Origin of the sequence: Flavimarina sp. Hel_I_48 (assembly GCF_000733945.1) — a bacterium.
Lineage (GTDB): Bacteria > Bacteroidota > Bacteroidia > Flavobacteriales > Flavobacteriaceae > Leeuwenhoekiella.
The window spans coordinates 3,382,731-3,407,649 of record NZ_JPOL01000002.1; the positions used below are offsets into that span (position 1 = coordinate 3,382,731).

Annotated in this window: 20 protein-coding genes and 2 tRNA genes; 13 read left to right on the plus strand and 9 right to left on the minus strand. The window is 40.1% G+C overall.

The features are described 5' to 3' along the window. Positions 1-54: 54 nt before the first annotated feature. The 8 genes from P162_RS14560 to P162_RS14595 all read right to left on the minus strand — a co-directional run bounded on the left by P162_RS14560 (position 55) and on the right by P162_RS14595 (position 10,402). Positions 55-3,075, minus strand: coding sequence for an AAA family ATPase (locus P162_RS14560; protein ID WP_031428399.1), 3,021 nt, complete (start codon positions 3,073-3,075; stop codon positions 55-57). Then, complete coding sequence (locus P162_RS14565; protein ID WP_031428400.1) at positions 3,072-4,289, minus strand: exonuclease SbcCD subunit D C-terminal domain-containing protein; 1,218 nt, start codon at positions 4,287-4,289, stop codon at positions 3,072-3,074. The genes P162_RS14560 and P162_RS14565 overlap by 4 nt, the downstream gene beginning before the upstream one ends. Positions 4,290-4,433: 144 nt before the next feature. After that, positions 4,434-5,630, minus strand: a complete 1,197-nt coding sequence (locus P162_RS14570; protein ID WP_031428401.1) for an LETM1-related biofilm-associated protein — start codon at positions 5,628-5,630, stop codon at positions 4,434-4,436. A 433-nt stretch (positions 5,631-6,063) separates the two neighbouring features. Further along, a complete protein-coding gene (locus P162_RS14575; RefSeq protein ID WP_031428402.1) occupies positions 6,064-6,891 on the minus strand; it encodes an anti-sigma factor domain-containing protein in 828 nt (275 codons plus the stop codon). 8 nt (positions 6,892-6,899) lie between these two features. Next, a complete protein-coding gene (locus P162_RS14580) occupies positions 6,900-7,430 on the minus strand; it encodes an RNA polymerase sigma factor (protein ID WP_031428403.1) in 531 nt (176 codons plus the stop codon). 92 nt (positions 7,431-7,522) lie between these two features. Beyond that, a complete protein-coding gene (locus tag P162_RS14585) occupies positions 7,523-8,125 on the minus strand; it encodes a superoxide dismutase family protein (RefSeq protein WP_031428404.1) in 603 nt (200 codons plus the stop codon). Positions 8,126-8,355: 230 nt separating this feature from the next. After that, on the minus strand, positions 8,356-9,111 hold the full coding sequence (locus P162_RS14590; protein ID WP_031428405.1) for a C40 family peptidase: 756 nt from the start codon (positions 9,109-9,111) through the stop codon (positions 8,356-8,358). 112 nt (positions 9,112-9,223) lie between these two features. Further along, positions 9,224-10,402: an acetyl-CoA C-acyltransferase gene (locus P162_RS14595; RefSeq protein WP_031428406.1), complete on the minus strand. Its 1,179-nt coding sequence runs from the start codon at positions 10,400-10,402 to the stop codon at positions 9,224-9,226. 132 nt (positions 10,403-10,534) lie between these two features. Between P162_RS14595 and P162_RS14600 the strand changes: the two genes are divergently transcribed. From P162_RS14600 to P162_RS14620, 5 genes are all read left to right on the plus strand, one after another. Continuing rightward, on the plus strand, positions 10,535-12,580 hold the full coding sequence (locus tag P162_RS14600) for an HD family phosphohydrolase (RefSeq protein WP_031428407.1): 2,046 nt from the start codon (positions 10,535-10,537) through the stop codon (positions 12,578-12,580). A 155-nt stretch (positions 12,581-12,735) separates the two neighbouring features. Further along, positions 12,736-12,819 (plus strand) — tRNA-Ser (locus P162_RS14605). A 27-nt stretch (positions 12,820-12,846) separates the two neighbouring features. Continuing rightward, positions 12,847-12,921, plus strand: a tRNA-Pro gene (locus P162_RS14610). Between the two features lie 227 nt (positions 12,922-13,148). Next, positions 13,149-14,402, plus strand: a complete 1,254-nt coding sequence (locus P162_RS14615; RefSeq protein ID WP_031428408.1) for a site-specific integrase — start codon at positions 13,149-13,151, stop codon at positions 14,400-14,402. A gap of 350 nt (positions 14,403-14,752) precedes the next feature. After that, positions 14,753-15,160, plus strand: a complete 408-nt coding sequence (locus P162_RS14620; RefSeq protein WP_031428409.1) for a hypothetical protein — start codon at positions 14,753-14,755, stop codon at positions 15,158-15,160. Positions 15,161-15,455: 295 nt separating this feature from the next. Here the strand turns inward: P162_RS14620 and P162_RS14625 are convergent, their stop codons facing one another. Then, complete coding sequence (locus tag P162_RS14625; protein ID WP_031428410.1) at positions 15,456-16,457, minus strand: IS110 family transposase; 1,002 nt, start codon at positions 16,455-16,457, stop codon at positions 15,456-15,458. A gap of 284 nt (positions 16,458-16,741) precedes the next feature. On the opposite strand from P162_RS14625, the gene P162_RS14630 reads away from it, so the two are divergent. The 8 genes from P162_RS14630 (at position 16,742) to P162_RS14670 (ending at position 24,874) form a co-directional block, all read left to right on the plus strand. Next, positions 16,742-17,578 (plus strand): DUF932 domain-containing protein, encoded by an 837-nt coding sequence (locus tag P162_RS14630; RefSeq protein WP_031428411.1) that lies wholly within the window; start codon positions 16,742-16,744, stop codon positions 17,576-17,578. 484 nt (positions 17,579-18,062) lie between these two features. Continuing rightward, on the plus strand, positions 18,063-18,695 hold the full coding sequence (locus P162_RS14640) for a Crp/Fnr family transcriptional regulator (protein ID WP_031428413.1): 633 nt from the start codon (positions 18,063-18,065) through the stop codon (positions 18,693-18,695). A 78-nt stretch (positions 18,696-18,773) separates the two neighbouring features. After that, positions 18,774-19,580, plus strand: a complete 807-nt coding sequence (locus P162_RS14645) for a sulfite exporter TauE/SafE family protein (RefSeq protein ID WP_031428414.1) — start codon at positions 18,774-18,776, stop codon at positions 19,578-19,580. A gap of 7 nt (positions 19,581-19,587) precedes the next feature. Further along, positions 19,588-20,457: a sterol desaturase family protein gene (locus P162_RS14650; RefSeq protein WP_031428415.1), complete on the plus strand. Its 870-nt coding sequence runs from the start codon at positions 19,588-19,590 to the stop codon at positions 20,455-20,457. A 223-nt stretch (positions 20,458-20,680) separates the two neighbouring features. Beyond that, positions 20,681-22,009 (plus strand): MBL fold metallo-hydrolase, encoded by a 1,329-nt coding sequence (locus P162_RS14655; RefSeq protein WP_031428416.1) that lies wholly within the window; start codon positions 20,681-20,683, stop codon positions 22,007-22,009. Positions 22,010-22,089: 80 nt separating this feature from the next. Beyond that, on the plus strand, positions 22,090-22,617 hold the full coding sequence (locus P162_RS14660; RefSeq protein WP_035917101.1) for a DsrE family protein: 528 nt from the start codon (positions 22,090-22,092) through the stop codon (positions 22,615-22,617). A 12-nt stretch (positions 22,618-22,629) separates the two neighbouring features. Then, complete coding sequence (locus tag P162_RS14665) at positions 22,630-23,250, plus strand: class I SAM-dependent methyltransferase (RefSeq protein WP_031428419.1); 621 nt, start codon at positions 22,630-22,632, stop codon at positions 23,248-23,250. A gap of 31 nt (positions 23,251-23,281) precedes the next feature. Then, complete coding sequence (locus P162_RS14670; protein ID WP_051907935.1) at positions 23,282-24,874, plus strand: bifunctional metallophosphatase/5'-nucleotidase; 1,593 nt, start codon at positions 23,282-23,284, stop codon at positions 24,872-24,874. Positions 24,875-24,919 lie beyond the last annotated feature (45 nt).

Below are 24,919 nucleotides of genomic sequence, written 5' to 3' on the forward strand. Positions count from 1 at the left end.
TAATTATTAAAAAGCCTAAAAGCGCATTTAGAAAATTACGTAAGTAGTACCCAATCAAATTATTTTTAAGGAACTATAACCCTGACCATTTCTTTTCAGCTGGATCTGCGTCGCAATGCGTTCCTTTAAAGAATCTACGTGGCTAATAATGCCAATGGTTTTTGAAGATGAGGCTTGTAACCGTTCTAAAGTGTCTAGTGTCTGATCGAGCGTTTCTGGATCTAAAGTGCCAAAACCTTCATCTATAAAAAGACTGTTGATCTCCACATTGCGGGATGCAAGGTCAGAAAGTGCGAGCGCCATTGACAGGCTCAGTATAAAGGTTTCCCCACCAGACAACGTTTTTACAGAGCGTCGTTGACCCCCCATATGTTCATCTATGGTGACCAGGCTGTCATCTTCCTCATCCATTGGCGTGTCTAGTCTATATCTGTCGCTGAGATCCTTGAGTCTTGTATTTGCCAGTCGCAATAATTGTGTAAGGGTAAGATGCTGGGCAAATTCATTAAATTTTTTGCCGTTTGCATCCCCTATTAGTTCGTTAAGCAGGCGCCAGCGCATATTTTCTTTCTCCTTTCTACTGATTTTCTCTTTTAAGTTTGAAATAATCTGAAGTCGGTCCTCATCGTTTTTGAGAAGGTATTTAAGGTTTTCACATTTTTCCCTCAAATCTTCGAGTTCGATTTTGGTTTTTCCCAACTTGTCCATCAATTCTTCCTTACTGGAAGTTATATCTTCCTTTTGATACTGATCAAGTTGTTTTTCTAAAGTCTCTAAAGTGCTTTTTTGGTTGGCTATCTGAAGGATAAGGTTTGCCCGTTCGCTCCTTAGGGCTGCATAATTACTGTGCTCTAATACATTATTCCTGGCCGTAGAAATAGTCTCAAAACCGAGGTTTTGCAATTGTGGCACCAGATTAGAACTCAATTTTTCCAGATTTTCAGCACTTTTAGACCGTTTTTCTTCGATCTGAAAACTATAATTTTCTAGATTTTTTTCTTTTTCCTTATGGGAAATCCACTTATTCTGTAAGCTTTGTGTTTCAGTACGAACGTCAGTTCCACCATAAAGATTTTCAATTATTCGGCTCAGTTCTGTACCTTCTTCAATAATCTCCTTCATTTTTTGAAGAAGCGGAAGGGCGTTTGAAAGGGCTTCGTGATAGCGGTCCTCTTTTTCATAAAGTTCAAGGGTTTCCAGTTGATGTTCTTTAAGATCAACTTCCTGCAACCAGGAGGAAGAGTCTTTAAGTTCCCGGTCCTTCAACTGGGTATTTAGCGTCTTTTGCAGGGTTTTTAATTCAATTTCCTGTTTTTCGTATTTGCTATTTAAGGACGCCCTGTTCTTTTTTACATGTTCAAGTTCTGTTACCTGCTGAATGTTCTTTCTGTTCCAAAAAAGGAACTCTTTTTCGGCTTCTTCCAGCGCAATTTTGAGCTTATCGTTTTGTTCTGGAAGCTTGGTCGCATAAGGATGCTCAAGCGCGCCACAAAGTGGACAGGCTTCTCCTTCTTTCAAATGGTTTCTATGTTGTGTAAGACTGGCCTGCAAACGTTGATTCTGCCGTTGTGTTTCCAGTTTTTCCTGCTCTGCTTTGTAGCGGTCTTTTTTTGCAGTGGTAAGTTCTATTTCTTTCGGTAAGCTTTGTTCTTGTTTTTCAAGTTCCTCCTCCTCTTTGAGCGTATTTTTTAAGGCTGAGGCAGCGGTCTCTATTTTTTCCTGAAGGGAGAGCGAAGCGTTCAAAGATTTTATGGTATCTCGCAGGCGTTTTTTCTCATTTTCAGGACGTTTTAAATCTATTTCGCCAAGGTCGTTTTTTAACGTATTTAGGCTGTTTTCTGACTGTTTTAGCTGGTTTTCCAACTGAATACAGCTCTTGGAAATGTCTTTGTGAAGGTTAAAAGCTGTGTCCTTTATACTATTGTCAAACTGTTGTTTTAGGGCTTTATGCTCGCTGCGTTTCTCTTTTCGCTGCTGCTGAAGCTTCTCTACTTTTAAGGCAAATTCCTGGAGTGCAGCAACTGTATTTTCAGGTGTGGTTTGCTTTTTTATAAGTTTAAAAACTGCTGTTTGTAGCGCTTTCTTTTGTTCAGCAGCATTTTTTATTTCATTTTCGTTCTTTTTTTGTTCCGTAAGTAGTTCTTGCTGCGCTGTATTGAGCTGTTCCCAGTGTGTTATTTGCTGGGCAAAAGGTTCCAGTTTCTCGTGATTTTTGAGTAAAACACCTTGTTTTTCATCAAAAATGAGCAGTTTTTCCCTCTCCTTTTCCTGTTTTTCCTTTGTTTGAGCTATTTCCTTTTCTTGATTGGAAATGGATTCTTTTAAACTGATTTTTTTCTGAAGTTGCTCAATTTCCGTGGTTAAAGGAAGAATCGACTTTTCCCGCTCGGCAAGTTCCGTTTTATGTTCCTCGGCAAGTTTCGCGTCCAGCAGTTCTTCCGTTTTATTATTGATAATGATTTGCTGGTCTTTGATTTCCTGATTTTCAAGCTTGAACTTCTCAAAGGCCAATTGTCCCAGGCGGCGATAGATTCCCGTACCGGTTATTTTTTCCAATAGTTCGCCGCGTTCATCCCTTTTTGCCTGTAAGAATTGGGCAAATTCCCCTTGCGCCAGTAAAACCGATTTTATAAACTGACTGTAGCTTAAGCCTATGAGCTCTTCGTTTTTTGCTGGAACATCAGATTTTTTTAGGTCAAAAAGGGTTTCCGTATCTGCATTGAAAAGCGCCATTTCATAATCCCGCAGGTTGTCGTTTCGATTTGTGGAAATGCTCCATTGAGATATAAAATTCCCGTTTTTGCAGGAATAGGTGACGGCGGCACTTGCGTTCTTTTGGTTACGGGTCAGAAGGGCGCCTTTTGCAATAATTTCATTTCGCGTAATACGGCCCAGCCTGGGCACCTGGTTAAAAAGCGCAAGGGCAATCACGTCAAGAATGGTACTTTTTCCGCTGCCCGTGGGACCGGTAATGGCAAAGAGCGCATTTGTTTTAAACGGCTCTTTTGTAAAGTCAATTTCATGTTTTCCGCGCAGCGAATTGATATTCTCAAACGCAACTTTTAGAATCTTCATAAACTGTTGTCTTTTTGGGCGATTTCCAGCAGTTCATCAAAAGCGCTTATAATATCCTGTCTGGTGCTGTGGTCATAAGGATGCTCATCAATACGCTTTTCAAAAACGTCTTTAGGTTCAAGATCTTCCAGCTTCGCCACTTCTCCATACAACTGGGAAGCACTTTGCTGGCGCTCTATAAAAGTTGCACGGTGCTTTACGATCTCATATCCCGGTTTTGCAAAACCGGTAACCATATCGTCCAGATCAATAATTTTCGTGGCATCGTACTGTGCTTCTTTCAACTCAATTTCAATTAAAGAATCGAGTCCAGTATGTTCTTGAAGGGCGTCCAACTTTTTCCGCAGCGCTGTAAGGTCTCCGCTAATTTTCAGTAGTTTTCTAAAACTGGGAACGGCGATACTCTCGTGTTCCCATGATTTTTCAGTATCTAACACTAAAACGCGCTTTTCATCAGTACGTTCGCTAAAAGACAAAGGAAGTGGTGAACCGCTGTAAAAAGCCGGCACAAGCGCATTTACGCGTTGGGGTTTATGTATATGCCCCAGCGCGATATACTTGAAACAATCGCCAAATTGCGCCGCACTAAATGCCGCCTGGTTGCCCACCTGAATATCCCGCTCGCTTTCTGAGGGTTCAATGCCCGCTGTAAAGAGGTGCGCCATCGCAAGAATGGGAAGATCGGGATAGTGTTCTATAGCCAATTCTGCCACGTGCGCAAAAGTGTTCTTTATGCCTTCCCGTATTTGCTCCAGACGATCTTCATAACTATTGCCCACCGCTGTTTTTCTTAGATCAGCATCACGCAGATAAGGGAGTGCGGCAACAACTAATTCTAGCTTTTTATCTTTGTCATACACCGGAATCAGGCATTCTTCAATATTTTTAGGAATACCGCCCTGTACGTGCACATCTAAAGCTTTTAAAAGTTCTTTAGGTGCATTGAGCATATCTGGGGAGTCATGGTTGCCACCGGTTATTATAACGGTGCAGTTTAGACCGCGCAGCTGCATGAGCGTACGGTAATACTGCTGGCGCGCTTCCGAAGAAGGGTTCGCAAGATCAAAAACGTCCCCCGAAACCAGCAAAAGGGAAATATCCTGCTTTTTGATCACGTCATGAAGCCAAGCTGCGAACAAGTCAAAATCTTTGTAAAGATCGTGTTTGTGCAGCTTTTTGCCTATGTGCCAGTCTGCGGTATGGAGAATCTTCATAAAAAATTGAATGGTTTAAGGGCAAGTTACGAATAGCGCATAAATGCCAGAAACAGTTCTATGTTAATACCGAAAAACCAGTTTGAAAAAGGATGTAAAAACCTCTAAAAACGGTTAAAAAAAGACCGAAAACAGTTCGTTTATTTAGTTTTCTGGCAAATCATCTTCAATACGGTTTTCATCAAAGGCAGAGGGCAAAAGTTCTGGAATATAATGTATTAGCAAAGGAAGCAGGATCGTCCCTCCCGGCAATAGAAATATGGCCAATGAAGGAACGCTTTTACAAATGTCCAGCAATTGGTTTTTTACCATTTTTCGTTCTTCTTTACTCAAGTCCCTGTAGGTGGATTTTCCCAGGAGAAGCACCAAATCTTTGCTGTTGAGTATTTCTTTGTGCAGTCTTTTCCGGTTCCTTAAAATAAGCGTTCTCACGATACTACTGGTGTGGTCGTACAGATGCTTGAGCGGATGAGCAGTATTAAAATAAGGAATGACTGATTTGTGTTTATCAATAAAATCGGTCATATTTTCCCGAATTTGAGCTATGTTATCTGAAGAAAGCCCAAGATGTTGCGCCAGATGGAACATAAAATGATCTTCCTGAGTTTCTTTTGGAAAATTATTCCAGAAAACGAGACTCGTAATATCCAAAATATACCGTTTTTCGGTAATTTTTAAGATGTTTTTTAAGTGTAGGGACTCAAGATCTGCTACCTGTGTACTATGTAATTTATGATAGCGCAGCGATTTCTGAAAAAGTTGCAGCAAGAGCTTGTCCTGCTCGCCACTTTGATTTTTGTATTGAACCGCAAGGCAAATAGTGTTAAGGATCAGGAATTCAAAATCTGTCGCTTTCTTCCGCGGAGCGGTCCCTGAATCAAGAAATGCGTCAAAAGTTATGATATCGATATAAAGTAATGCATTCGTAAGGGATGCACTAAAATTTTTTCTAAGAACTGAATCGTTTGTTTTTAGCCTTTCATGAATGATTTTTTCAAGTCGTAAAGAAGAATTTTTTGTACTCTGGTGATATTTTAAAGGATTTGTACCGTTTCCTGAAAGCTGTTCGTAAAACGATAATGTGGTTTCTATAAAATTATCAAATGTGGGGAAGTAGTTTTTATAGGTGTAGGCCAGGGCGTCAAATAGATTGACCTTGGTTATTTCTTCAATGCTCCAGGTGTGTAAATACAGCGGTTGGGCGGTAAGGACTTCTACCGAAATGCCATAAATAAATCCTGTTTTCTTGGTGGCATCGTAGCAATTCGTGCTATTTTTTAAAGAAGTATTTTGAAGCAGCCGTAGCTGCTTTACACTCCACCCTGCGGAAGAAGGATTCATTTCTTAGAATTGAGTGCTCAATATAATTTATATTCTAGAATACAGCAATATTTTTAAAATACTATTTCGTTTTAAAATAGCTAAAAAATAGGCCATATATAACCAATTTTAGGTTTTTCGCCTCTTTTTTACATAACGGAAAACCAGGGTGTAAGAATTTACGTAAGTATAGTAGTTGTTAAGAATTATCAATCTGAATTATGATCTCTTGGGTAGTTGGAATTCAAGATTTCCCATTTTAAAATGGAAATTTAATTTATTGGTTGATTAGTTTTTTTGGATTTTTGTTAGTTGGAGAATCGCTCAATCTTGCATTGGGCGATTCTTTTTTTTTGCCCTGTTTAAAATTAAAACTTAGAATATCGCAAAATAGAATTGAATACACAAAAAAACTCCCGTTAAGGGAGTTTTTTTATAGGTATTTGATGTTTAGTTAACTCGAGATAGCACCCAGCGTATAGAGTTGCGCCATTGTAGGTGTTTTACTACCACCGGCAGGTTCAAGTGTTATCCCAAAAGCTTCAGAGTTATTAGGATTGTCAAGCTCAAATATTTTATTCTCGTCCTGATCAAAATTCTCAAGCAGTCCTATACTTGTGGGTGCCAGAGGGTTCATTTTTAAAGACCATACCTGGTACACCTTTCCTTCAGGAGGTTGGGGTAGGCCTTTTGCATCTATATACACTTTATTTCCCGCTTTGTTCCAGAGTACATTGGCATAGGATTGGGGCGCTACTTCCTGACCGGCCAATGGGATTTTAAGCGTATTGGTATCTCTGAATACATTAAGGATGTTCTGTGCATCATTGAGATCATTCTGCGTTTCTGTAAGCTTTGATTCTGCAGATTCACGTTCAGAAGATAAAACTACCCGCTGCGCATCGCTACGGTTCAGCTCTTCTCTAAGTTGACTGTTTTTAGACAACAAGGAGAAAAGACCAATGAGCAGGGCAATGGAAGCCGCCAAGCTTAAGTACATCAATACGCGCTGCCTCTTCACGGACTTTTCCTGCGGAATAGAGACCACCTTAGACCCTTTTTCACCCAATTTAGCCTTGATAGCGGCCAATAACTTTTCAGGATTGTAAGGCGCGGCTGCTATTCCCAGACTTTGAAGCGCTGATTCAATTTCTTCTACTTCAGAGCGTACTTCTTCATGCTCCCGCAGGGTTGCGGAAACTTCCCGACTTTCTTCTTCAGTTAGCGCACCGCAAACGTAAAGTTCAAGTATTCCTGATGATATATATTCTTGAATATTCATGATGATTATTATTCTGCTAGAATTTCCCTCAATTTATTTATACAAATCCTATTTCGGGTTTTAATTGTTCCCAGAGGCATTTTTAATTCTTCTGATGCATCCTTTTGCGTGTACCCTTTAAAGAAAAGAAGATCAATGATTTTTTTACAAATTGGCTCAAGTATATCAATATATTTTTGAATACCTATTGCATCAATTTTACTGGAAAAACTGCTTTTATGTTCAAGGATATCTACGAAATATTCGTGTGTGAGGTTTTTCTTTTTGTTCTTGTAGGCTTTGCTGCGTGTCTTATCAATAGCTGCATTTCTGGCTATATTGAGTAACCAGGTAAAAAACCTACCCTTTTTGTTGGAATAGGATTTTGCGTTGTCCCAAACTTTTATGAAGACATCCTGAAGGATTTCTTCTGAAGTTGCTTCATCGTGTACGACACTGTTAATAACACCGAAAATACTTTCTGAATACATCTCATATATTTTCTCAAAGGCTTTTTCATCCCTTTGCTGTAAACGTAGGATCAAATCATCTGGTTGCATATACTCTCCTTAAATCATTCATCCGATGAATTTAAACAAAAAAAAGCAGTCCGGAGACTGCTTTTCTTATAATAAAAACGCTTGTGTGTATCTTATTGAATAATACCACCACAGCTAACGCGTGCTCCTGCATCTCCACTAGGTTGTGAGGTAAAGTCATCTCCACCCTGGTGTACTATGATCCCTTTACCTATGATGTTCATATTAGGATCTTCACAGCCTACACACCATTCATCAGTTGTAAAAGTTACAGAGCCATTACCATCGGCGTCAGCTTCAAAATTGCCTATATCACCTTTGTGATAGCCTTCTGCATCTCCCCATTTGCCATGTTTTTCATTTGTTGGGTTCCAGTGTCCGCCGGCAGATGTACCGTCAGCTGCTGAACAGTCTGCATTCTCATGTAAGTGGATGGCGTGAGTTCCTGGCTCCAGACCAGTAAAATCGGCGGTCATGGTAATCTCATCATCATCTTGTTCAAACGTAACGGTTCCTTTAGCATTACTGTCGCTTTTGGATTCCATCATTACAGTCATTTCTTCTGATTCCATATCAGAGGACATCGCTTCTTCATCCATAGATGTTGAATCCATTTCGGTAGCATTCATTTCAGAATCATTACCCTTCTTATCATTTTTACAGGAAACAGTTCCCAGTGTGACTAAGGCTATAAGGATTAATGTGTAGTTTTTCATAGTATAGTGTTTTTGGTTAGAATATTGAGATAAATGTACTGTATAGAAAAGGTTTGCCCAAAGCAATTATTAATAGCTTAACATAAGGTAAAGTATCTTTAGAAGTCTTTAAGAAAATAGCTGCGCCAGGACTTGTAGTACGCAATTTTAAAGGGGGTAGTTAGTCTGTTTTAGAATTAATCCGATACAATCTGATTTGAAGGTTACCTCAAATGGATACCAGGCATCTTCTATTGCTCTACGATACGTTTTATGACCCGCAACCTATGCGTGTGCAAACGGCGGTCCACATTATATATTCCCGTATGGTCAATACGGTCAATGCGTACTTCCCCATGACAATGAACTATATGATTTTCGGGCATCATGATGCCCACATGGATAATTGCCCCTTCGGTATTGTCAAAAAAAGCGAGATCGCCCGGTTCACTTTCTTCTATAAAACTAAGGGCTTCACCTTGCTGCGCTTGTTGGGAAGCATCGCGTAACAAATGATACCCATTTAGTTTATAAACCATTTGCGTAAAACCGCTACAGTCTAGTCCAAAGGGTGTGCGGCCTCCCCATAGGTATGGACTTTTAAGATAGAGTAGGGCGGTATCAAGAAATTGATTTTTTGGTTTTTTCCCATACGTGCTGGATCCGCTATAAAAGCCTTCGATCAACTTAATATTAGTAAGCAATGCGCCCATGGGAATACAAAGAATATTATTTTTTGCATCTGTGATCATTTGTATCAGATCTGCGGCGTACACTTCCCTGTTACTGGTACAATCCTCATATTCTTCTGCACTAATCTCAAAGTATTGTTTATTATCTATCCAACCTTCATAATTGTCATGAGCCAATCTAATTAAGCTCCATTTCTTTCGGATTTCAAGAACCTTGAAATATTCGCCATAGAGCACCTGGTTGATCATCTCACTGCTGTCTGCGGTCTCACGCCGCATGGGTACAATACTTAGGGGACAAATGCCGTAATTCATAAGTAGCTTGAAGAAGTTATGGTTTTATTAGTCTGGGAAAATTTATAGACGTCGTAACTAAATTTAGTATTCCGTAGGATTTATAGTTCTCTTTTTAAGGACCATGACATAATTAAGGACGTTCTATAATCATAGCCGAAGCTCCGCCACCGCCATTGCAAATTGCCGCGGCCCCTAATTTGGCATTGTTTTGTTTCAGGACATTGATCAAGGTAATTAAAATGCGTACGCCGCTACAACCTAAGGGGTGACCCAGGGAAACAGCCCCACCGTTCACATTGACGTTTTTATCAGTAAGGCCCAGAAGTTTCATATTAGCTAAACCTACCACTGAAAATGCTTCGTTAAACTCAAAATAATCGATTTCCTCTTGTTTGATACCGGCTTTTGCCAGTGCTTTTGGTAATGCTTTGGAAGGAGCGGTAGTAAACCATTCCGGCTCTTGTGCTGCATCTGCATACCCTTTAATTATACATAAAGGTTCCAGGTTCAGCTCTTTTGCTTTCTCGCGGGTCATAAGGATTACCGCGCCGGCACCGTCATTAATGGTACTTGCGTTTGCAGCGGTTACCGTCCCTTCTTTTGAAAAAGCGGGACGCAAGCTGGAAATCTTGTCCATTTTCACATTCTGGTATTCTTCATCCTCTTCTATCAATAATGCATCACCACGTCGCTGAGGAACTTCTACTGGAATTATTTCCTCCTTAAACTTGCCATTTTTCCAGGCCTCTGCAGAACGCTGGTAAGACTGTATAGCGTAGGCATCCTGGTCCTCTCTTGAAAAATCATGTTCTTTTGCGCAGAGATCTGCACAAACCCCCATAGCATTTCCGTCGTAGGCATCTACGAGTCCGTCGCGCTGCATACCGTCCACTAGTGTTGTTGGACCAAATTTTTGTCCGTTGCGCATATGTACATAATGAGGTATTAGGCTCATATTTTCCATCCCGCCGGCTACAACAATCTCGCTATCTCCAAGAGCAATGGACTGTGCCGCCATCATAACCGCTTTCATACCAGAGGCACATACTTTATTTACCGTCGTGCAGGGTACGGTTGCAGGGATACCTGCGCCCAATGCAGCCTGACGTGCTGGCGCCTGCCCCCCACCGGCCTGTACCACATTGCCCATATACACTTCAGAAACCAGTTTAGGGTCCAGATTGATCTTCTCAAGGGCGCCCCTAATTGCGGTTTTGCCTAGATCTGTAGCAGATACTGTAGAGAGACTGCCCATAAAACTGCCTATGGGGGTGCGGATGGCTGAGACGATAACGACTTCGGTATGCATTGTGTAGGATTTAAATAGTATTGTGATGCGAATTTAATCAAATTAAAGCGAAAAATCCCTTAATTCAGCTTTCGGAATAAATAAGCATTACGGGTTAATTTTTAGTATTTTTACGCCCTTGTTCAAGTGTTTATGAAAGATTTATTAAACAGGTTCTATAAAAATCAAGGTTCGCTCTATAAAGTGCTGTTGTGCATCGCCAGTACCATATTGATCGTTTATCTCTTTCCGAAAAGTGGAAAATTCCAATTTGATTTTCAGCAGAATAAACCCTGGCAGTACGATAACCTCTATGCTCCGGTAGATTTTGCCATCCTTAAAGATAAGGAAGAGCTAGAAGAAGAACAGGCTACTGCAAGAGAGAATGTTATACCCTATTTTACCTACAATCAAGAGACTGTAGATGAGGTAAAAGCAGCATACAACAATCAATTCAATACCGTATTTACTGATTCTATTTTTAGGGATAAACTGGATGTCCTAAAAGAGTATGGGGAGAATATATTGACTGGATTTTATGAATACGGCGTTATAAGTGAAATGTCAAATCTAGAGGTAGAAGGCCCTGTTTATCTACGTAGGGGCAATGAAGTCGAAGAAACTGTTTTTGATAAATTGACGGGTACTGATGAAATATCAGCCCTCATTAATAGAAAAGTGAGCAACGGTAAATATCCTGATGCAACAAACAGGTTTAAGGAGCTTTTCTTTGATGTTGTGCAACCTAATGTGCTTTTTGACGAAAAGTTGACTGACAAGGAAACTCAGGCAGAGCTGAGCAAAATTTCGCCCACGCGTGGGATCGTAAGCAAAGGAAGCCGTATCGTGGCCAAAGGGGAAATAGTAGAAGAGGGGACCTATCAAATGCTCAATTCGCTCAAGGCGGAATATGAATCAAAATCATGGACCGATAGTAAGTACAATTGGGTGATTTTTGGATACGTTTTGCTTGTTTCGGTGGCCTTGACGATGCTTTTGCTGTTTATAAGGAATTATAGGGAACTAGTCTTTGAGAATAACACGAAGGTCACTTTTATATTTTTTAATGTGATCCTGATGGTTTTCATCACCACCATTGTGGTAAAATATGATGCCAACTATGTATATGTAGTTCCACTTTGTATCCTGCCGCTCGTTCTGAAAGCTTTTTTTGATGCCAGACTGGGCATGTTTACCCATGTAATAACGGTGTTGCTGCTCGGTTTTATAGTTCCTAATACCTCAGAATATATGTTCCTGCAAATTATTGCCGGCATTGTAACTATTCTTACGGTTTCAGAACTATACAAGCGGGCCAATTTGTTTATCTCTGTAGGTCAGATCACGTTTATTTATATTTTGGCATACTTTGCATTCCATATAATCCATGAGGGAACGGTTGAAAATCTGAATCTGGATACCATGTGGATCTTTGTGCTGTGCGGACTTGCGACGCTTTTTGTGCAGCCACTTATTTATGCGTACGAGAAAATTTTTGGGCTTGTGAGCGATTTGTCGTTGCTGGAATTATCAGATACAAATGGCAAGTTACTAAAAGAACTGGCCAATAAAGCCCCTGGAACGTTTCACCATAGTCTAAACGTAGCCAATCTGGCTGAAGCTGCCGCAAATGAGATAGGAGCCAATGCGATGCTGGTAAGGGTAGGGGCGCTCTATCACGACATAGGTAAAATGCCGAACCCTACTGATTTTGTGGAAAATCAATCTACAGGTATTAATACACATGAAGATCTTTCCCCCCGGGAAAGTGCTGATATTATCATAGATCACGTTATCAATGGTATCGAGATTGCCCGTAAGCGGAATTTACCAGACCGTGTAATAGATTTTATACGCACGCATCATGGAACCAGTACGGTATATTTTTTTTACAAAAAAGCACAAGAACAAGATGAAAACGTCAATATTGAAGATTATCAATACCCGGGTCCGTTGCCTTTTAGCAAAGAGACCGCCATTTTAATGATGTCAGATAGTGTGGAAGCGGCGAGTAAAAGCCTGAAGAATCCTACCTCAATATTAATAGATTCCTTTGTAGAGAAAATTATTAATAAACAGATGGATGAGGGTCAGTTTCTAAATGCTAATATTACTTTTAAGGAAATTCAGCTTATAAAAAAGGTACTGAAATCCAAACTGAATAACATCTATCACCTGCGCATAGAATACCCTGAATAACAAAAATTTTTTCTAAAAATCTGTCTGTTAGAAAGATATACGTTCATTGGAAAAAATCATAAAAAAAATGGTTTTATTCTTCAAAATCATTTGGTGTTTTGAATGATTAAATATACATTTGCATCCGCGTTTTGAGAGAGACGTTAACGTTCTTAGGAGAGGTGCCAGAGTGGTAATGGAGCAGATTGCTAATCTGTCGACGGGTAACCGTCGCCAGGGTTCGAATCCCTGTCTCTCCGCAAAACTTTTTAAATAGAAATACACCTCGGGGTGTAGCGTAGCCCGGTCATCGCGCCTGCTTTGGGAGCAGGAGGTCGCAGGTTCGAATCCTGCCACCCCGACAATTACGGTGTCAATAGACACCAAAATATAGCTAATCTTATGAAAATCAAGGATTTTCATTTTTCTTAAAATCATAAGATTGGCTTTAATATCAATTCAAAGGTTACCTATTCGGTTACCTGATTTATTACCAGAATTTTCACTACATTGGTAATTCAATAGACTTGACTTTCGCAGCGATTTGACTTTCGTAAACAAATCGATTATTCACTTAAAGCGAGAGTTTATGCAGACTTCAAAGACTTTTACCATTCATTTTTGGCTGAGTATGGCCAAAGCAAAAGATGATTTTGCGCCCATTTATGCCCGTATCACGGTCGATGGAAAACGTGCCGAAATCAGTTTAAAACGATCTACATCGGTTACCTATTGGGATACCCGTGCCAAGAGGTCAGCTCTTAGGACTTCCGACGGCAAGGCACTAAATGTTTACCTTGACCAAGTGTATTCCGATTTGTTGGCTTGCCACAAACAGCTTCTGGGCGAATCCAAATATGTTACCGCCCAGGCCATCAAAGCCCGTTACCTCGGGGAAGATGAACAGCACAAGACGCTGCTTCAATTGGTGTCCTACCATAACAAGAATATGGTTTCGGTACTCAAGCCCGGCACTTTAAAAAATTATTTCACTACGGAACGCTATATCGTACGGTATCTGAAGCACAAACTAAAGACCAATGACGTTTTCTTGAAACAACTGTCCTATAAATTTATCATTGACTTTGAGCAGTTCCTACGTAACGGAAAGTCGATAAACCGTTCCCAGCCCCTCAAGAACAATGGGGTTATGAAACATTTGGAACGCTTGAAAAAGATGATGAACCTTGCCCTCCGGTTGGAATGGGTAGAGAAAGACCCTTTTGTAAGGTTCTCACTAAAGTTCACAAAACACCAACGGGCATTTTTATCCCAATCGGAACTTGAAGTTCTGGAATCCGGTCAGCTTTCAAAAGGGATGCACCAGAAAACAAGGGACGTTTTTGTTTTTGCCTGTTATACGGGTCTGTCCTATATTGATGTAAAATTACTTTGCGATGACCATATTGTACGAGGCATCGATGGGGATTACTGGATATTCACAAAAAGGGAAAAGAACGATGAACCTGTAAAAATTCCGCTTTTGGATAAAGCCCTTGACATCCTGAAAAAGTATGACCAGGGAACTGAAAACAAAAGCGAAAAATTGCTGCCGGTATTTTCCAATCAGAAAATAAATAAATATTTGAAGGAAGTAGCTGCTATCCTAAAAATCAATAAGAAGCTTACGTTCCACGCAGCAAGGCATACGTTTGCAACTACTGTTACGCTTTCGAATGGTGTGCCCATTGAGACCGTTTCAAAACTACTCGGTCATACGAAGCTTTCCACAACGCAAATCTACGCTAGGGTCATCGAACAAAAAGTGTCATCGGATATGCGTTCGTTGCGCAATAAATTAAACACTACGGACAAGGCCGAAACAAGGGTGCACTATCAATAATTCGATTTGGAAAACACTTTTTAGGTTCTAATCCAGTCGGCACTCTTATTTTTTTTCGTCTAATCCCTTGCAGATTTGGGTTTTGTATTGAGCCATAAATTTCTGCGTTAAGTCATTTTTTATTTCGGTCAGCTGAGGCAACCAAAACCAAACCGGGTCAAATGTAGCCACATCCCACCGCTTGGTCAAGGTCAAGCCCTTCGGGATGCCGAACATTTTTCTGCGAAAAATAACCGCTCATACCTTGCCCCTTCCTCCCTGTGGCTGTTAATGCCCTGTTTTGGTATTGCTCGTTGCCTTACAAGCTGCCAAAACGATTTAAAATAATGTTTAACTTAAAAATTTTAATTATGGCAACAACAGTAAAACAAAACGGAACTGCAAAAAAGGAAAATGCATCCGTTAAAAAAGAAGTACAGAAAAAGCTGACCGATGAAGCTATCGGAAAAGCTGCTTCAACAGAAAAAGCGGTAGCATCCAAAAAAGCTACCATCAATTTGGATGATCGGATCCAAAATTTCGAGAAACTGAGAGGATTGGCCACCCAACGGGAACGGTTATCCCAAACCTTGAACGAGTTGACGAAATTCAACTACAACCAAGGGGATTCAGCTTCATTTTATATCCGGGATTCCCACAATTTGGAGTTTAAAACGACCAATACGAACCTTATCAAATTGGTCACAACACACTTACAGTCCACTTTGGAGGAACGAAAATCCGAGATTGAGGAACAGATTGTAGAATTTGAACTCTAAGGTAACTTTAAATCCTTTAAACAGGAAGCCTACTCGCAAGAGTAGGTTTTCTTTTTTCCTTAAAAAAGGGAGGTAAAGTATTCAATCAATATATGCGCAAAGTTAAACTCGTAAAATACTCCCATCAAAAGACTACGGCATAACCGGGCTCGTTTCTCACTCCTTTTATATACTCTATTGAAATGCAAATAAAATCGTTGATAATTTTGTCATAGATTTTATCCACTTTTGGCACAGATAATTTTTTGATACCTATTCTGGTTGGTCAGTGGATTCTCCCAAAAGGATTTCAAAATCAAGCTATATTTGATTTTTGTTTTTGTTTGAATTCTCTTGGGTCGCGGCATACATGGTTTATGTCAAATGGTTTTCTGCTTTGTAAAACACCATATACCGACCGAAGTATTTTATTTGACACATTGTTCATTATCAGGTAATAAGGTTTTCCTTGGAGCTTTTTGCGTTCAGCATACAAGCTGTGTTCCCTGTTGTGGGCCACGGATTTTTTTGCTGCGAGGAACAGCAGTGATTTCAATTTCTTATCGGCCATATGGCTGGTTTTCGCACCCTTTGACATTTTGCCCGATGAATTTGGGTAAGGGCAGACCCCGGCATACGCAGCGGCCTTCTTTGCCGTGGAAATACGTTTGAAATTCTCTGTTTTTATGATAAGGTTGTTGGCAATTACGGGTCCGATCCCCTTAATGGTGGTGATCAGGTCATAATTATCCTTTAGTTCTGCATCGTTTTGTACAACCTTTTCGATCTGTTCCTCCACTTCACCTATCTCAGCTTCCAAATATCCGATTGCCCTTCCGGCGCTTTGATGGGCGGCAATACTTTGGGAGGCTCCCGGATTTCTTGATTTTTGTCCAAGAATAAGTGATTTCCTGCTTTTGGCCAACTGTTCTCGAAGGGTATAAAGTTCCCTGAGCTCTTTTATGGATTCACCCTTCGGTTCTGCAAATTGGAGTTCTTCAAAGAACCTTTCGCCGTATTTTCGGATACGGAAAGCATCCTTTAAGTCACTTTTGCCTCTCTGTAAGCCCAGGCTGTGCTTGATGTTGTAACCGGAAACGAGGGCTATTTTGATACCCTTCTGATAACAGAGATGTACCAATAGGTCACCATAACTCCCGGTATGCTCTGCAACCAGTATACTGTCATCTGGGACTCTTTTTAAAAAGTTGCAGATACCCTTGAAGTTGTTGCGTACGATCTTGGTTTTCTCCTTATCCCCGGATAAAAAACACAAGTCAAACTTGTCCTTTGATAGGTCAATCCCATAAACTCCCATAATAAATTGTTTTAAAGTTCCCCGTTGAGCGGCTTAAATCATTAATGGGTTTTTCCCTAAATACTCTCTGGCTTTAACTCAAAAACTTGCCGTACTTAATATAAAAAGTAGATTTTTTCTATTCCGTTTCAAAAGTTACTGCAGCAAGTGGAACTCTTTGTATTAGATGATTTTTCTCTTTAATCCTCCTAATAGGTAAAGTAATGATTCCGTTTCCTTTTGAGCTGAGATTTTATCTTCCGTTTGGTTCTAGCTTAAATATTGTTTAACTAAAATCAAATGTTATGTATTTATCAAATTTACAGCAGGATGAAATCTTCGTTCCATCAGAAATGAAATCCTTAAAGAGTCTGACCCAGATGGAATCCCGAAGGGGACTTGAAAATGCCATAATTTCGAATGGCAAAATTGTCAACGTGGTATCGAACAGCTACGGCTACGTACCGAACGAACTATTCTTCAAAAAGGCCGAGGAAATGTTGACCGATGCAAAATTGAATTACCAGAAGCGGACGATCAACAGGAATGATAGGTCTTTCATTACCGACTTTATCATCGACGATAAAAGCCAATTTTCGGTAAAGAATGAAAAAGACCTGATACTGCCGATGCTGCGGTTTAAGAATTCCTATGATGGGAGCGAGAAAACTTCAGGACATTTTGGGTTTTATAGGGAGGTCTGCTCCAATGGTCTGCACGTTTCACAGGCTGAAATCGAGTTCGCCATCAAGCATAGTAAGAACAATACCGACCTGATAATGCCAAAGTTGAACAATTTGTTCGATAAGTTCGTGGATAATGAATTTTATAGCATTACCAAGAAGTTCGATAGAATGAGGGAATTTGAAATCATCGACACAAAGGAATTTGTGAAGGTAATTTTGGACAGAACGAAATTGTTCCGGTACGAATGTAGCGATAAGAACAATGATCCTTCAAAGAAATCCCGTGAAGTCCTTGAAATTCTGGATAATGAAGCGTTGTTACTTGATGAACAACCTAATTTGTGGATAGGCTATAATGCTTTTAATCAAATGCTTCACAATACATTGAAGAAAAGCTTTTCACAACAGGAACGCCTGGACAAAAAGCTGTTCGATGCTGTCTTTGAAATGGCTTAATGCTAACAAAGGTTTATCCAGTACCTTAAACTGGATTTTTTCCTATATTCTGCAAAAGAATTCACTTTTAAATATCTTATTTGGTGAACTTTATTCCTTTCAATAACCTCAATCTTTAGTATTTTTAATGCAGACATTTTTAGATGATAGCAAAAGAAAGTTATATAGTATTCCAACAATGAAATGCCCACGCTGTCATAAAGGGGCGGTCTTGAAATCCCACCAAATAAGTAAGGTTAGGGATCATTGTCCTAAACGTGGTTTGAAATTTAGTACTGAGCCCACCATACAGGCTCTATGTATGTTTGTTGTGGCGATAATGGTTGAGGTTTATGTATTAATATTGATTTTTGGGTTGGAAACTGTTCCATTGAACATATTTGGATTAATAGTTGCTGCCTTATTTGTCCTAATGAAATATGAGTGATTTATTTTTTAAACATGATGAGAAATATGCCAAAGTAAACATAAACGCGCAAAAAAGATGATTGAAGAACTGCAAAAATATTACGGACAACTTTTCGAACCTGAACTGTTGGTCGAAATCAACCAAACGGGAACATTTAAAGAAGTCCCAGAGGGTTTTACACTAATGGAAATTGGCCAATTCGTGAAAGGTATGCCATTACTTTTGTCCGGTGTGGTAAAGGTTTTGCGAATAGATAAAGACGGTGATGAGCTACTGCTCTATTTTCTGGAACGTGGCGAGACCTGTGCGATGACCTTGACCTGTTGTATGGGGCAGACCAAAAGCGAAATTAGGGCTATTGCGGAAACCGATACAAAGATCATTATGGTTCCCATCCAAAAAATGGAAGAATGGACCAGTAAATACAAAACCTGGCGGGAATTTGTTTTCGAAAGCTACCACAACCGCTTGATGGAGGTTTTGGACACGATAGACAGTATTGCCTTTTACAATATGGATGAACGTCTGTTGAAATATTTAAGGGACAAGGTAAAAGTAACCAAGAGCAATATCATTCAAAATACCCATCAGGAAATTGCATATGAACTCCATACCTCACGGGTCGTGGTATCGCGACTCCTTAAAAAACTTGAAAAACTAGGTATTGTTGAACTGAGCCGCAACAGTATAAAGGTCTTTCCCGAATGATTCCCTCTTCTCTCTATGTAACCAAAGTTACTGCCGTCCTCATTTAACGATGCTACATTTGTAAGCTAATAAAACCTTATGGATGTTTTGCAAATTTTAGGCTATGTAGGGGCTCTTGTTATCGGTGTTGTCCTTGGTCTCATCGGTGGTGGGGGTTCCATCTTGACCGTTCCCGTTTTGGTCTATCTGCTGCATATCGATCCGGTTACCGCTACGGCATACTCTCTTTTCGTGGTCGGTGGTGCCTCTCTTGTAGGAACTGGAAGGAATTTTCAAAAAGGACTGGTCGGTTACAAAACAGCCTTGACCTTTGCAATTCCTGCGGTGATATCCGTATTTAGTACAAGGAAGTTCATAATTCCTGCAATTCCGGATAATATCGTGGTTGCTGGCGATTTTACCCTGACCAAGGAAATGGGGATAATGGTATTCTTTGCCCTGCTGATGCTGGCGGCATCGATATCAATGATACGGGATTCAAAGGTGTTGCTTAAGAACAGGGCCAACGAAAAGAGAAAAATAAAATATCCCCTGCTATTACTTCTCGGGCTTTTGACAGGCGGGATTACCGGATTGGTAGGTGCGGGAGGTGGTTTCATCATCATTCCCATTTTGGTGCTACTTGCCGGACTATCGATGAAAAGGGCGGCAGGCACCTCCCTTTTTATCATTGCGATAAACTCGTTGCTGGGCTTTCTTGGCGACGTAGGCCATTTGGACATTGATTGGGGATTTTTGTTGACGTTTACCGCAATGGCAATTTTGGGTATTTTTATAGGTATCTGGCTCAATAGGTTCATCGACGGAAATAAATTGAAAAAAGGTTTTGGTTGGTTTGCATTATTAATGGGATTTTACATAATCACCAAAGAGCTGATTCTTTAAGAATAGTATGGATAAATATTTAAAAATTATAAAACAATCCTTTTCGGGGTATTGGAATTATCTGGTCTCGGAAATTTCAGACCCCGCTTGGGACAACTATTTTTATTGGTTATTGGGCCTGTCATTCTTTGTGTTCTTACTGGAAATTTTAATACCATGGCGAAAGAAACAGCCTATTTTTAGAAAAGGCTTTTGGTTGGATACGTTTTATATCCTATTTAATTTTTTCCTGTTTTCCTTGGTGGGCTATAATGCATTGTCCAATGTGGGAGTTGAACTTTTCAGGGACTTTTTGGGTATTTTCAACATGACCAATATCGTGGCCATCGAGGTAAATAATCTGCCGGCTTGGGGCCAGTTGCTGATAATGTTCGTTATGGCCGATTTCGTACAATGGAACGTCCATAGATTATTGCATAGGATACCTTGGCTGTGGAAATTCCATAAAGTACACCACAGCGTTAAGGAAATGGGGTTTGCCGCACAGTTCCGGTTTCATTTTATGGAGACCATAGTCTACAAATCCATACAATATATTCCCTTGGCAATGATAGGTTTCGGCATAGAACAGTTCTTTATCGTTCATATGTTCTCGGTTTTCGTCGGCCATTTGAACCATGCCAACCTGGACTGGAGCTATGGCAAATTTAGATATCTGCTCAATAACCCGAGAATGCACATTTGGCATCACGCCAAAGAACTCCCCCCACAGCACAGATACGGTATGAATTTCGGACTTACCCTGAGTATATGGGATTATCTTTTTGGCACCGCTTACGTTCCTAGAAGCGGTAAGGATCTGGAAATCGGCTTTAAGGGAGATGAGACTTTCCCTAAGGATTTTGCAGGTCAAGTAATGTTCCCATTCAAAAAATAAGTATCATAAGTGTAGTGCTGATAACAAATAATGCTAAGGCAAAATATTTTAAAAGAAAAAAAAACATGAAAGTCTATAACGGCTAGCTAATCACCGCCTCGTAACCAATTGACAATAAACCTTAGGGTTTCATCCTTTTCAATGAAATACGATATGGTGTAACCTATGTTACTGACTAAAGCTTCTGGGAATTGTAATTTTATTTTTTATAAAGAAGATGATTATGAAAATAAAACAGTTTGAATATAAGCCCCTATCCCATTACTCGTATGCATTGGTCAGCAACGGCGAAATGGTTATTATTGACCCTGAGCGCGACCCGATGCAATATTACGCTTTCGCGAATGCGCATAATGCCAAAATCGTAGGGGTTATTGAAACACATCCTCATGCGGACTTCGTGAGCTCGCATTTGCAGATTCACAAAGAAACCGGAGCGGTTATTTACAATAGCGAAAAATTGGGTGCCGATTATCCGCACCAAGCTTTTGATGAAGGCGATAGCATAAAGGTGGGCAAGGCAACCTTTAAGGCCATCAATACCCCTGGCCATTCACCGGACAGCATTACCATAGTCGCCACAGAAGGCGAGGAAACTATATTGTTTACCGGTGACACCCTGTTCATCGGCGATGTGGGCCGTCCCGATTTGCGTGAAAATGCCGGTAAAATGAAGGCCAAACGCCAAGAACTTGCCGAAGCTATGTACCATACGATCCAAAATAAGTTTACGGACCTGCCGGACGATGCCATTGTCTATCCCGCCCACGGTGCCGGCTCGCTCTGCGGAAAAAGTATGAGCGAAGCCAATAGCAGTACCTTGGGAAATGAGCGTATGGGCAATTGGGCGTTCAAGGAACAGGGCCAAGAACAGTTTATAGATGCGCTGCTCGATAACCAGTCGTTTATTCCCTCCTACTTTGGATTTAATGTGGACGTAAACAAAATTGGAGCGGAAAACCTTCGCCCTGGAATAGCGGAAGTACCCTTTAAGATGTATGCCGCCGCTAAGGGCCTTATTGTTGATGTGAGGGAAGAAGCTCAATTTAAAAATGGACATTTAATGGGAAGTATCAACATTCAGGCAACGTCCGAAGAGTCAAAGTTTGAAACGTGGCTAGGTGCTATTATCGAGCCCGGGGAGAAATTCAGCTTAGTAATCAACGCCCCTGAAGATTTGGAAACGGTTTTACATCGTGTCGCAAAAATTGGCTACGAAAAGCAGCTGCAATCCATACTGACCCTTTCCGGAGACAATCTGGTTCAAATGAAACCCCTAGATGTACAAGATCTCAAAAAAAACCCGGGCAACTATACCATTATAGATGTTCGTAACAAGAGCGAAGTGGCCGAAGGTAGATTCTTTGGGAATGCCCAGTCGCATCCCTTGAATACGTTACGCGATACGAGCGATGAAATACCGACCGACAGACCCATAGTCGTTCATTGTGCGGGCGGGTATCGCAGCGCGGCGGGCAGCAGTATTTTAGCAAAACAGCTTAACCCGGTTACGGTATACGACCTTGGCGAAGCCGTTAAGGAGTTCGAATAAAATCCGCTATACTTGCTAAAGATTTGATTACATGATTAATATCTCATTAAGAAAAGTATCATCCATCTAATATTCCTAACATGAATAAATTTACGTCCCTTGCATTATTCTTTTTGGCAACTAGCTTGTTGACCGCCCAAGAATGGGAAACACCCGTTATCGAAGGCTATGGAAAAATTAAGTACTTCAAAGATGTTGCCGAGCAGCCGGATAGTACATTAAACTATAACCTGATATTCGATGTCAAGGATGCAGAGGAGAAGGACGGCGTGAATGCAGGGCTATTTAAAATCGCGCGCACCATTAATATGTTGGAAGCGGCAAAAATTGCACCAGGGAATATTAAAATTGTAGCAGCCTTACATGGAGAGGCCACCTTTATTGCCCTGAACGAAGAAAAATATCAGGAAAAATTTGGAAAACTTAATCCGAACGCAGAATTGATTCACCGTCTCAATGAATTCGGTGTAGAGCTTTTTGTTTGTGCCCAGGCAACCGCTGCAAGGGATATCTCCGCGGAGGACTTAAACCCCGATGTTGAATTGGCGCTTTCCGCACTCAGTGTTCTTTCCAATTATCAACTTAAAGGATATGTCTTTATGCCCTAACAAAGTTTGAAAATGATAGATTTTTGGAACAAAAGATATATTGAGGAAGCTTTTTCTTATGGAATATTTCCGAATGTATTTTTCAAGCAAGAACTCGATAAATTAATGCCCAAATCCGTTTTGCTCCCTGCAGAAGGGGAAGGAAGAAATGCGGTGTATGCGTTAAGAAAAGGATGGGATGTTACAGCCTTTGATTTTAGTTCCCAAGCCAAGAAAAAAGCGGTTAGGCTGGCCAAGAGCCAACGTGTAAGAATAAACTACGATGTGGTAAGCGTTCTGGATTTTAATACGGATAAAAAATTTGATGTCCTGGGATTATGCTATGCCCACTTTCCAGCGTCAATTCGTGCACGGGCAAATCAGCATCTTCTGCAGTTTTTAAAGCCAAATGGTCTAGTGATTTTCGAGGCGTTCTCAAAAGCGCAATCGGATAAATCTTCTGGTGGGCCTAAAAGTGAAGAAATGCTTTATTCTATCGAAGAAGTAAAAGAGGAATTTAAAGGCTTGGCATTCGACGTTCTTGAAGAAACCGAAATTGTTCTAAAAGAAGGGATTTATCATCAGGGGGAGGCCTCTGTCATAAGGTTTTTGGGTTCAAAAAAGCTTTGGACGAAAAAAGCATATATCAAATGAGAATAAGCAGTATATTTAAAAATAGGACCCTATGAAAAACATACATATTTTTACTTTTTTAGGGATTGTTATTTTAGCAATGGTAAGCAGTTGTAATTCAGATAAAAATACTGCACAGGAACAAATAATAACAATTTTGCATACTAACGATATTCACGGTAGCTATAATCCTTTTTATGCTTTTGAAGGGAACGCTACGGCTCAAACCGGCGATTCGGAAGATAATTATATGACCTTTCCTAAAAATGGTGAAATAGGTGGTTTTGCTAGGATTGCCTCTGCCATTAAGAGTATAAGGTCAAAGAAAGATAGCGCTAGTGTTCTTTTACTAGATGGCGGCGATACCTTTAGTGATGACCTGTTAAGTAATATTACCAAAGGGGAAGTTGTAATCAGTCTGATGAACGAACTTGATTATGATATGATGGTACTCGGTAACCATGATTTTGATTATGGGCTCTCCCGCACCAAAGAACTTGCGCAAATGGCAAACTTTCCTATGCGGGCTGCAAATGTCATAGATTCTACAACCAACGGACCTATTTTTAATGAGGCCTATAAAATCATAGAAAAAAATAATGTTCGCATTGGAGTGTTGCCCATTGCCTACCGGAACACAAATTTGACCGGAAATCCAAAGAATATGGAAGGTATTCGTTTTGAGCAGGGGCTAGCGACCATAAAAAAATATCTACCGGAAATAAAAGATAAATCAGACATTATTATAGTTTTATCTCACGAAGGAATGTCAGTTGATAAGATAATTGCCGAGGAAATAGATGGAATAGATTTAATTGTAGGCGCACACAGTCACGACTTTATTCGTCCTCCATACAAATCAAATGGAACTTTCGTGGTACAGGCCATGTCCGATGCAGCTATCCTAGCGGAAACTGAATTGATCATTAAAGATAGAAAGTTAATGGATGTTAAGACAAACTATCATTTTTTGTACGCCGATGAATGGGAAGAGGATCCAGAAATCTTGGAAATAGTTCAAGATTACAGAAAAGTACATAAGGAAGAGTTGGAAGAATATGTGGCCATTGCTGAAACCTCCATTGGTCGTCAGTATAAAATGGAAAGTCCTTTCGATAAATTGGTTACATCAATCTTAATGGATGAAATGAATGCGGATGTTGCATTTATGCCGGGCGTTGGATATGGAATAACCCTTCAAGATAAAATCCTTAAAGAGGATGTATTTAAATTAATCCCTCATAATTCAAAAATTATCACATTGAATTTGACGGGTAAACAGTTGCTAGAATTATTAGAACAGACAGCAACAAATTTAAAACCAAAAGATATTATGAATACCGTGGGTGGTCTGCTTCAATCTTCGGGAATTACCTATACATTAGATTTATCAAAATCGCCGGATGAGAGAATCATTAGGGCAAAAATTGATGGTAAGGACATCGATTTGAATCAAACATATAAAGTGGCTACGCATTCAGGTATGCTAAACGGAATACATAATTATATTCAATTTGCCGAAGGTACAAATATTCAAAAAACCGATACAAACCTAAACGACCTTATCGTGCAAAAACTACAAGAAATGAAAGACATAAAATTTCCTAAAAATATGGGGGAAGTCACTATTTTAGGTAAGCATTAAATCGAAGATTACGGTATAAGAAATATTAATATACTGTTGGAATTG

Excerpts from the sequence above, each read along its gene's own strand:
- P162_RS14670 (WP_051907935.1), top strand. The coding sequence starts at position 23,282 with ATGAAAAACATACATATTTTTACTTTTTTAGGGATTGTTATTTTAGCA.
- P162_RS14615 (WP_031428408.1), top strand. The coding sequence starts at position 13,149 with ATGCAGACTTCAAAGACTTTTACCATTCATTTTTGGCTGAGTATGGCC.
- P162_RS14585 (WP_031428404.1), bottom strand. The coding sequence starts at position 8,125 with ATGAAAAACTACACATTAATCCTTATAGCCTTAGTCACACTGGGAACT.
- P162_RS14600 (WP_031428407.1), top strand. The coding sequence starts at position 10,535 with ATGAAAGATTTATTAAACAGGTTCTATAAAAATCAAGGTTCGCTCTAT.
- P162_RS14575 (WP_031428402.1), bottom strand. The coding sequence starts at position 6,891 with ATGAATATTCAAGAATATATATCATCAGGAATACTTGAACTTTACGTT.
- P162_RS14570 (WP_031428401.1), bottom strand. The coding sequence starts at position 5,630 with ATGAATCCTTCTTCCGCAGGGTGGAGTGTAAAGCAGCTACGGCTGCTT.
- P162_RS14665 (WP_031428419.1), top strand. The coding sequence starts at position 22,630 with ATGATAGATTTTTGGAACAAAAGATATATTGAGGAAGCTTTTTCTTAT.
- P162_RS14595 (WP_031428406.1), bottom strand. The coding sequence starts at position 10,402 with ATGCATACCGAAGTCGTTATCGTCTCAGCCATCCGCACCCCCATAGGC.
- P162_RS14630 (WP_031428411.1), top strand. The coding sequence starts at position 16,742 with ATGTATTTATCAAATTTACAGCAGGATGAAATCTTCGTTCCATCAGAA.
- P162_RS14590 (WP_031428405.1), bottom strand. The coding sequence starts at position 9,111 with ATGAATTACGGCATTTGTCCCCTAAGTATTGTACCCATGCGGCGTGAG.
- P162_RS14625 (WP_031428410.1), bottom strand. The coding sequence starts at position 16,457 with ATGGGAGTTTATGGGATTGACCTATCAAAGGACAAGTTTGACTTGTGT.
- P162_RS14560 (WP_031428399.1), bottom strand. The coding sequence starts at position 3,075 with ATGAAGATTCTAAAAGTTGCGTTTGAGAATATCAATTCGCTGCGCGGA.
- P162_RS14655 (WP_031428416.1), top strand. The coding sequence starts at position 20,681 with ATGAAAATAAAACAGTTTGAATATAAGCCCCTATCCCATTACTCGTAT.
- P162_RS14580 (WP_031428403.1), bottom strand. The coding sequence starts at position 7,430 with ATGCAACCAGATGATTTGATCCTACGTTTACAGCAAAGGGATGAAAAA.
- P162_RS14640 (WP_031428413.1), top strand. The coding sequence starts at position 18,063 with ATGATTGAAGAACTGCAAAAATATTACGGACAACTTTTCGAACCTGAA.
- P162_RS14565 (WP_031428400.1), bottom strand. The coding sequence starts at position 4,289 with ATGAAGATTCTCCATACCGCAGACTGGCACATAGGCAAAAAGCTGCAC.
- P162_RS14645 (WP_031428414.1), top strand. The coding sequence starts at position 18,774 with ATGGATGTTTTGCAAATTTTAGGCTATGTAGGGGCTCTTGTTATCGGT.
- P162_RS14650 (WP_031428415.1), top strand. The coding sequence starts at position 19,588 with ATGGATAAATATTTAAAAATTATAAAACAATCCTTTTCGGGGTATTGG.
- P162_RS14620 (WP_031428409.1), top strand. The coding sequence starts at position 14,753 with ATGGCAACAACAGTAAAACAAAACGGAACTGCAAAAAAGGAAAATGCA.
- P162_RS14660 (WP_035917101.1), top strand. The coding sequence starts at position 22,090 with ATGAATAAATTTACGTCCCTTGCATTATTCTTTTTGGCAACTAGCTTG.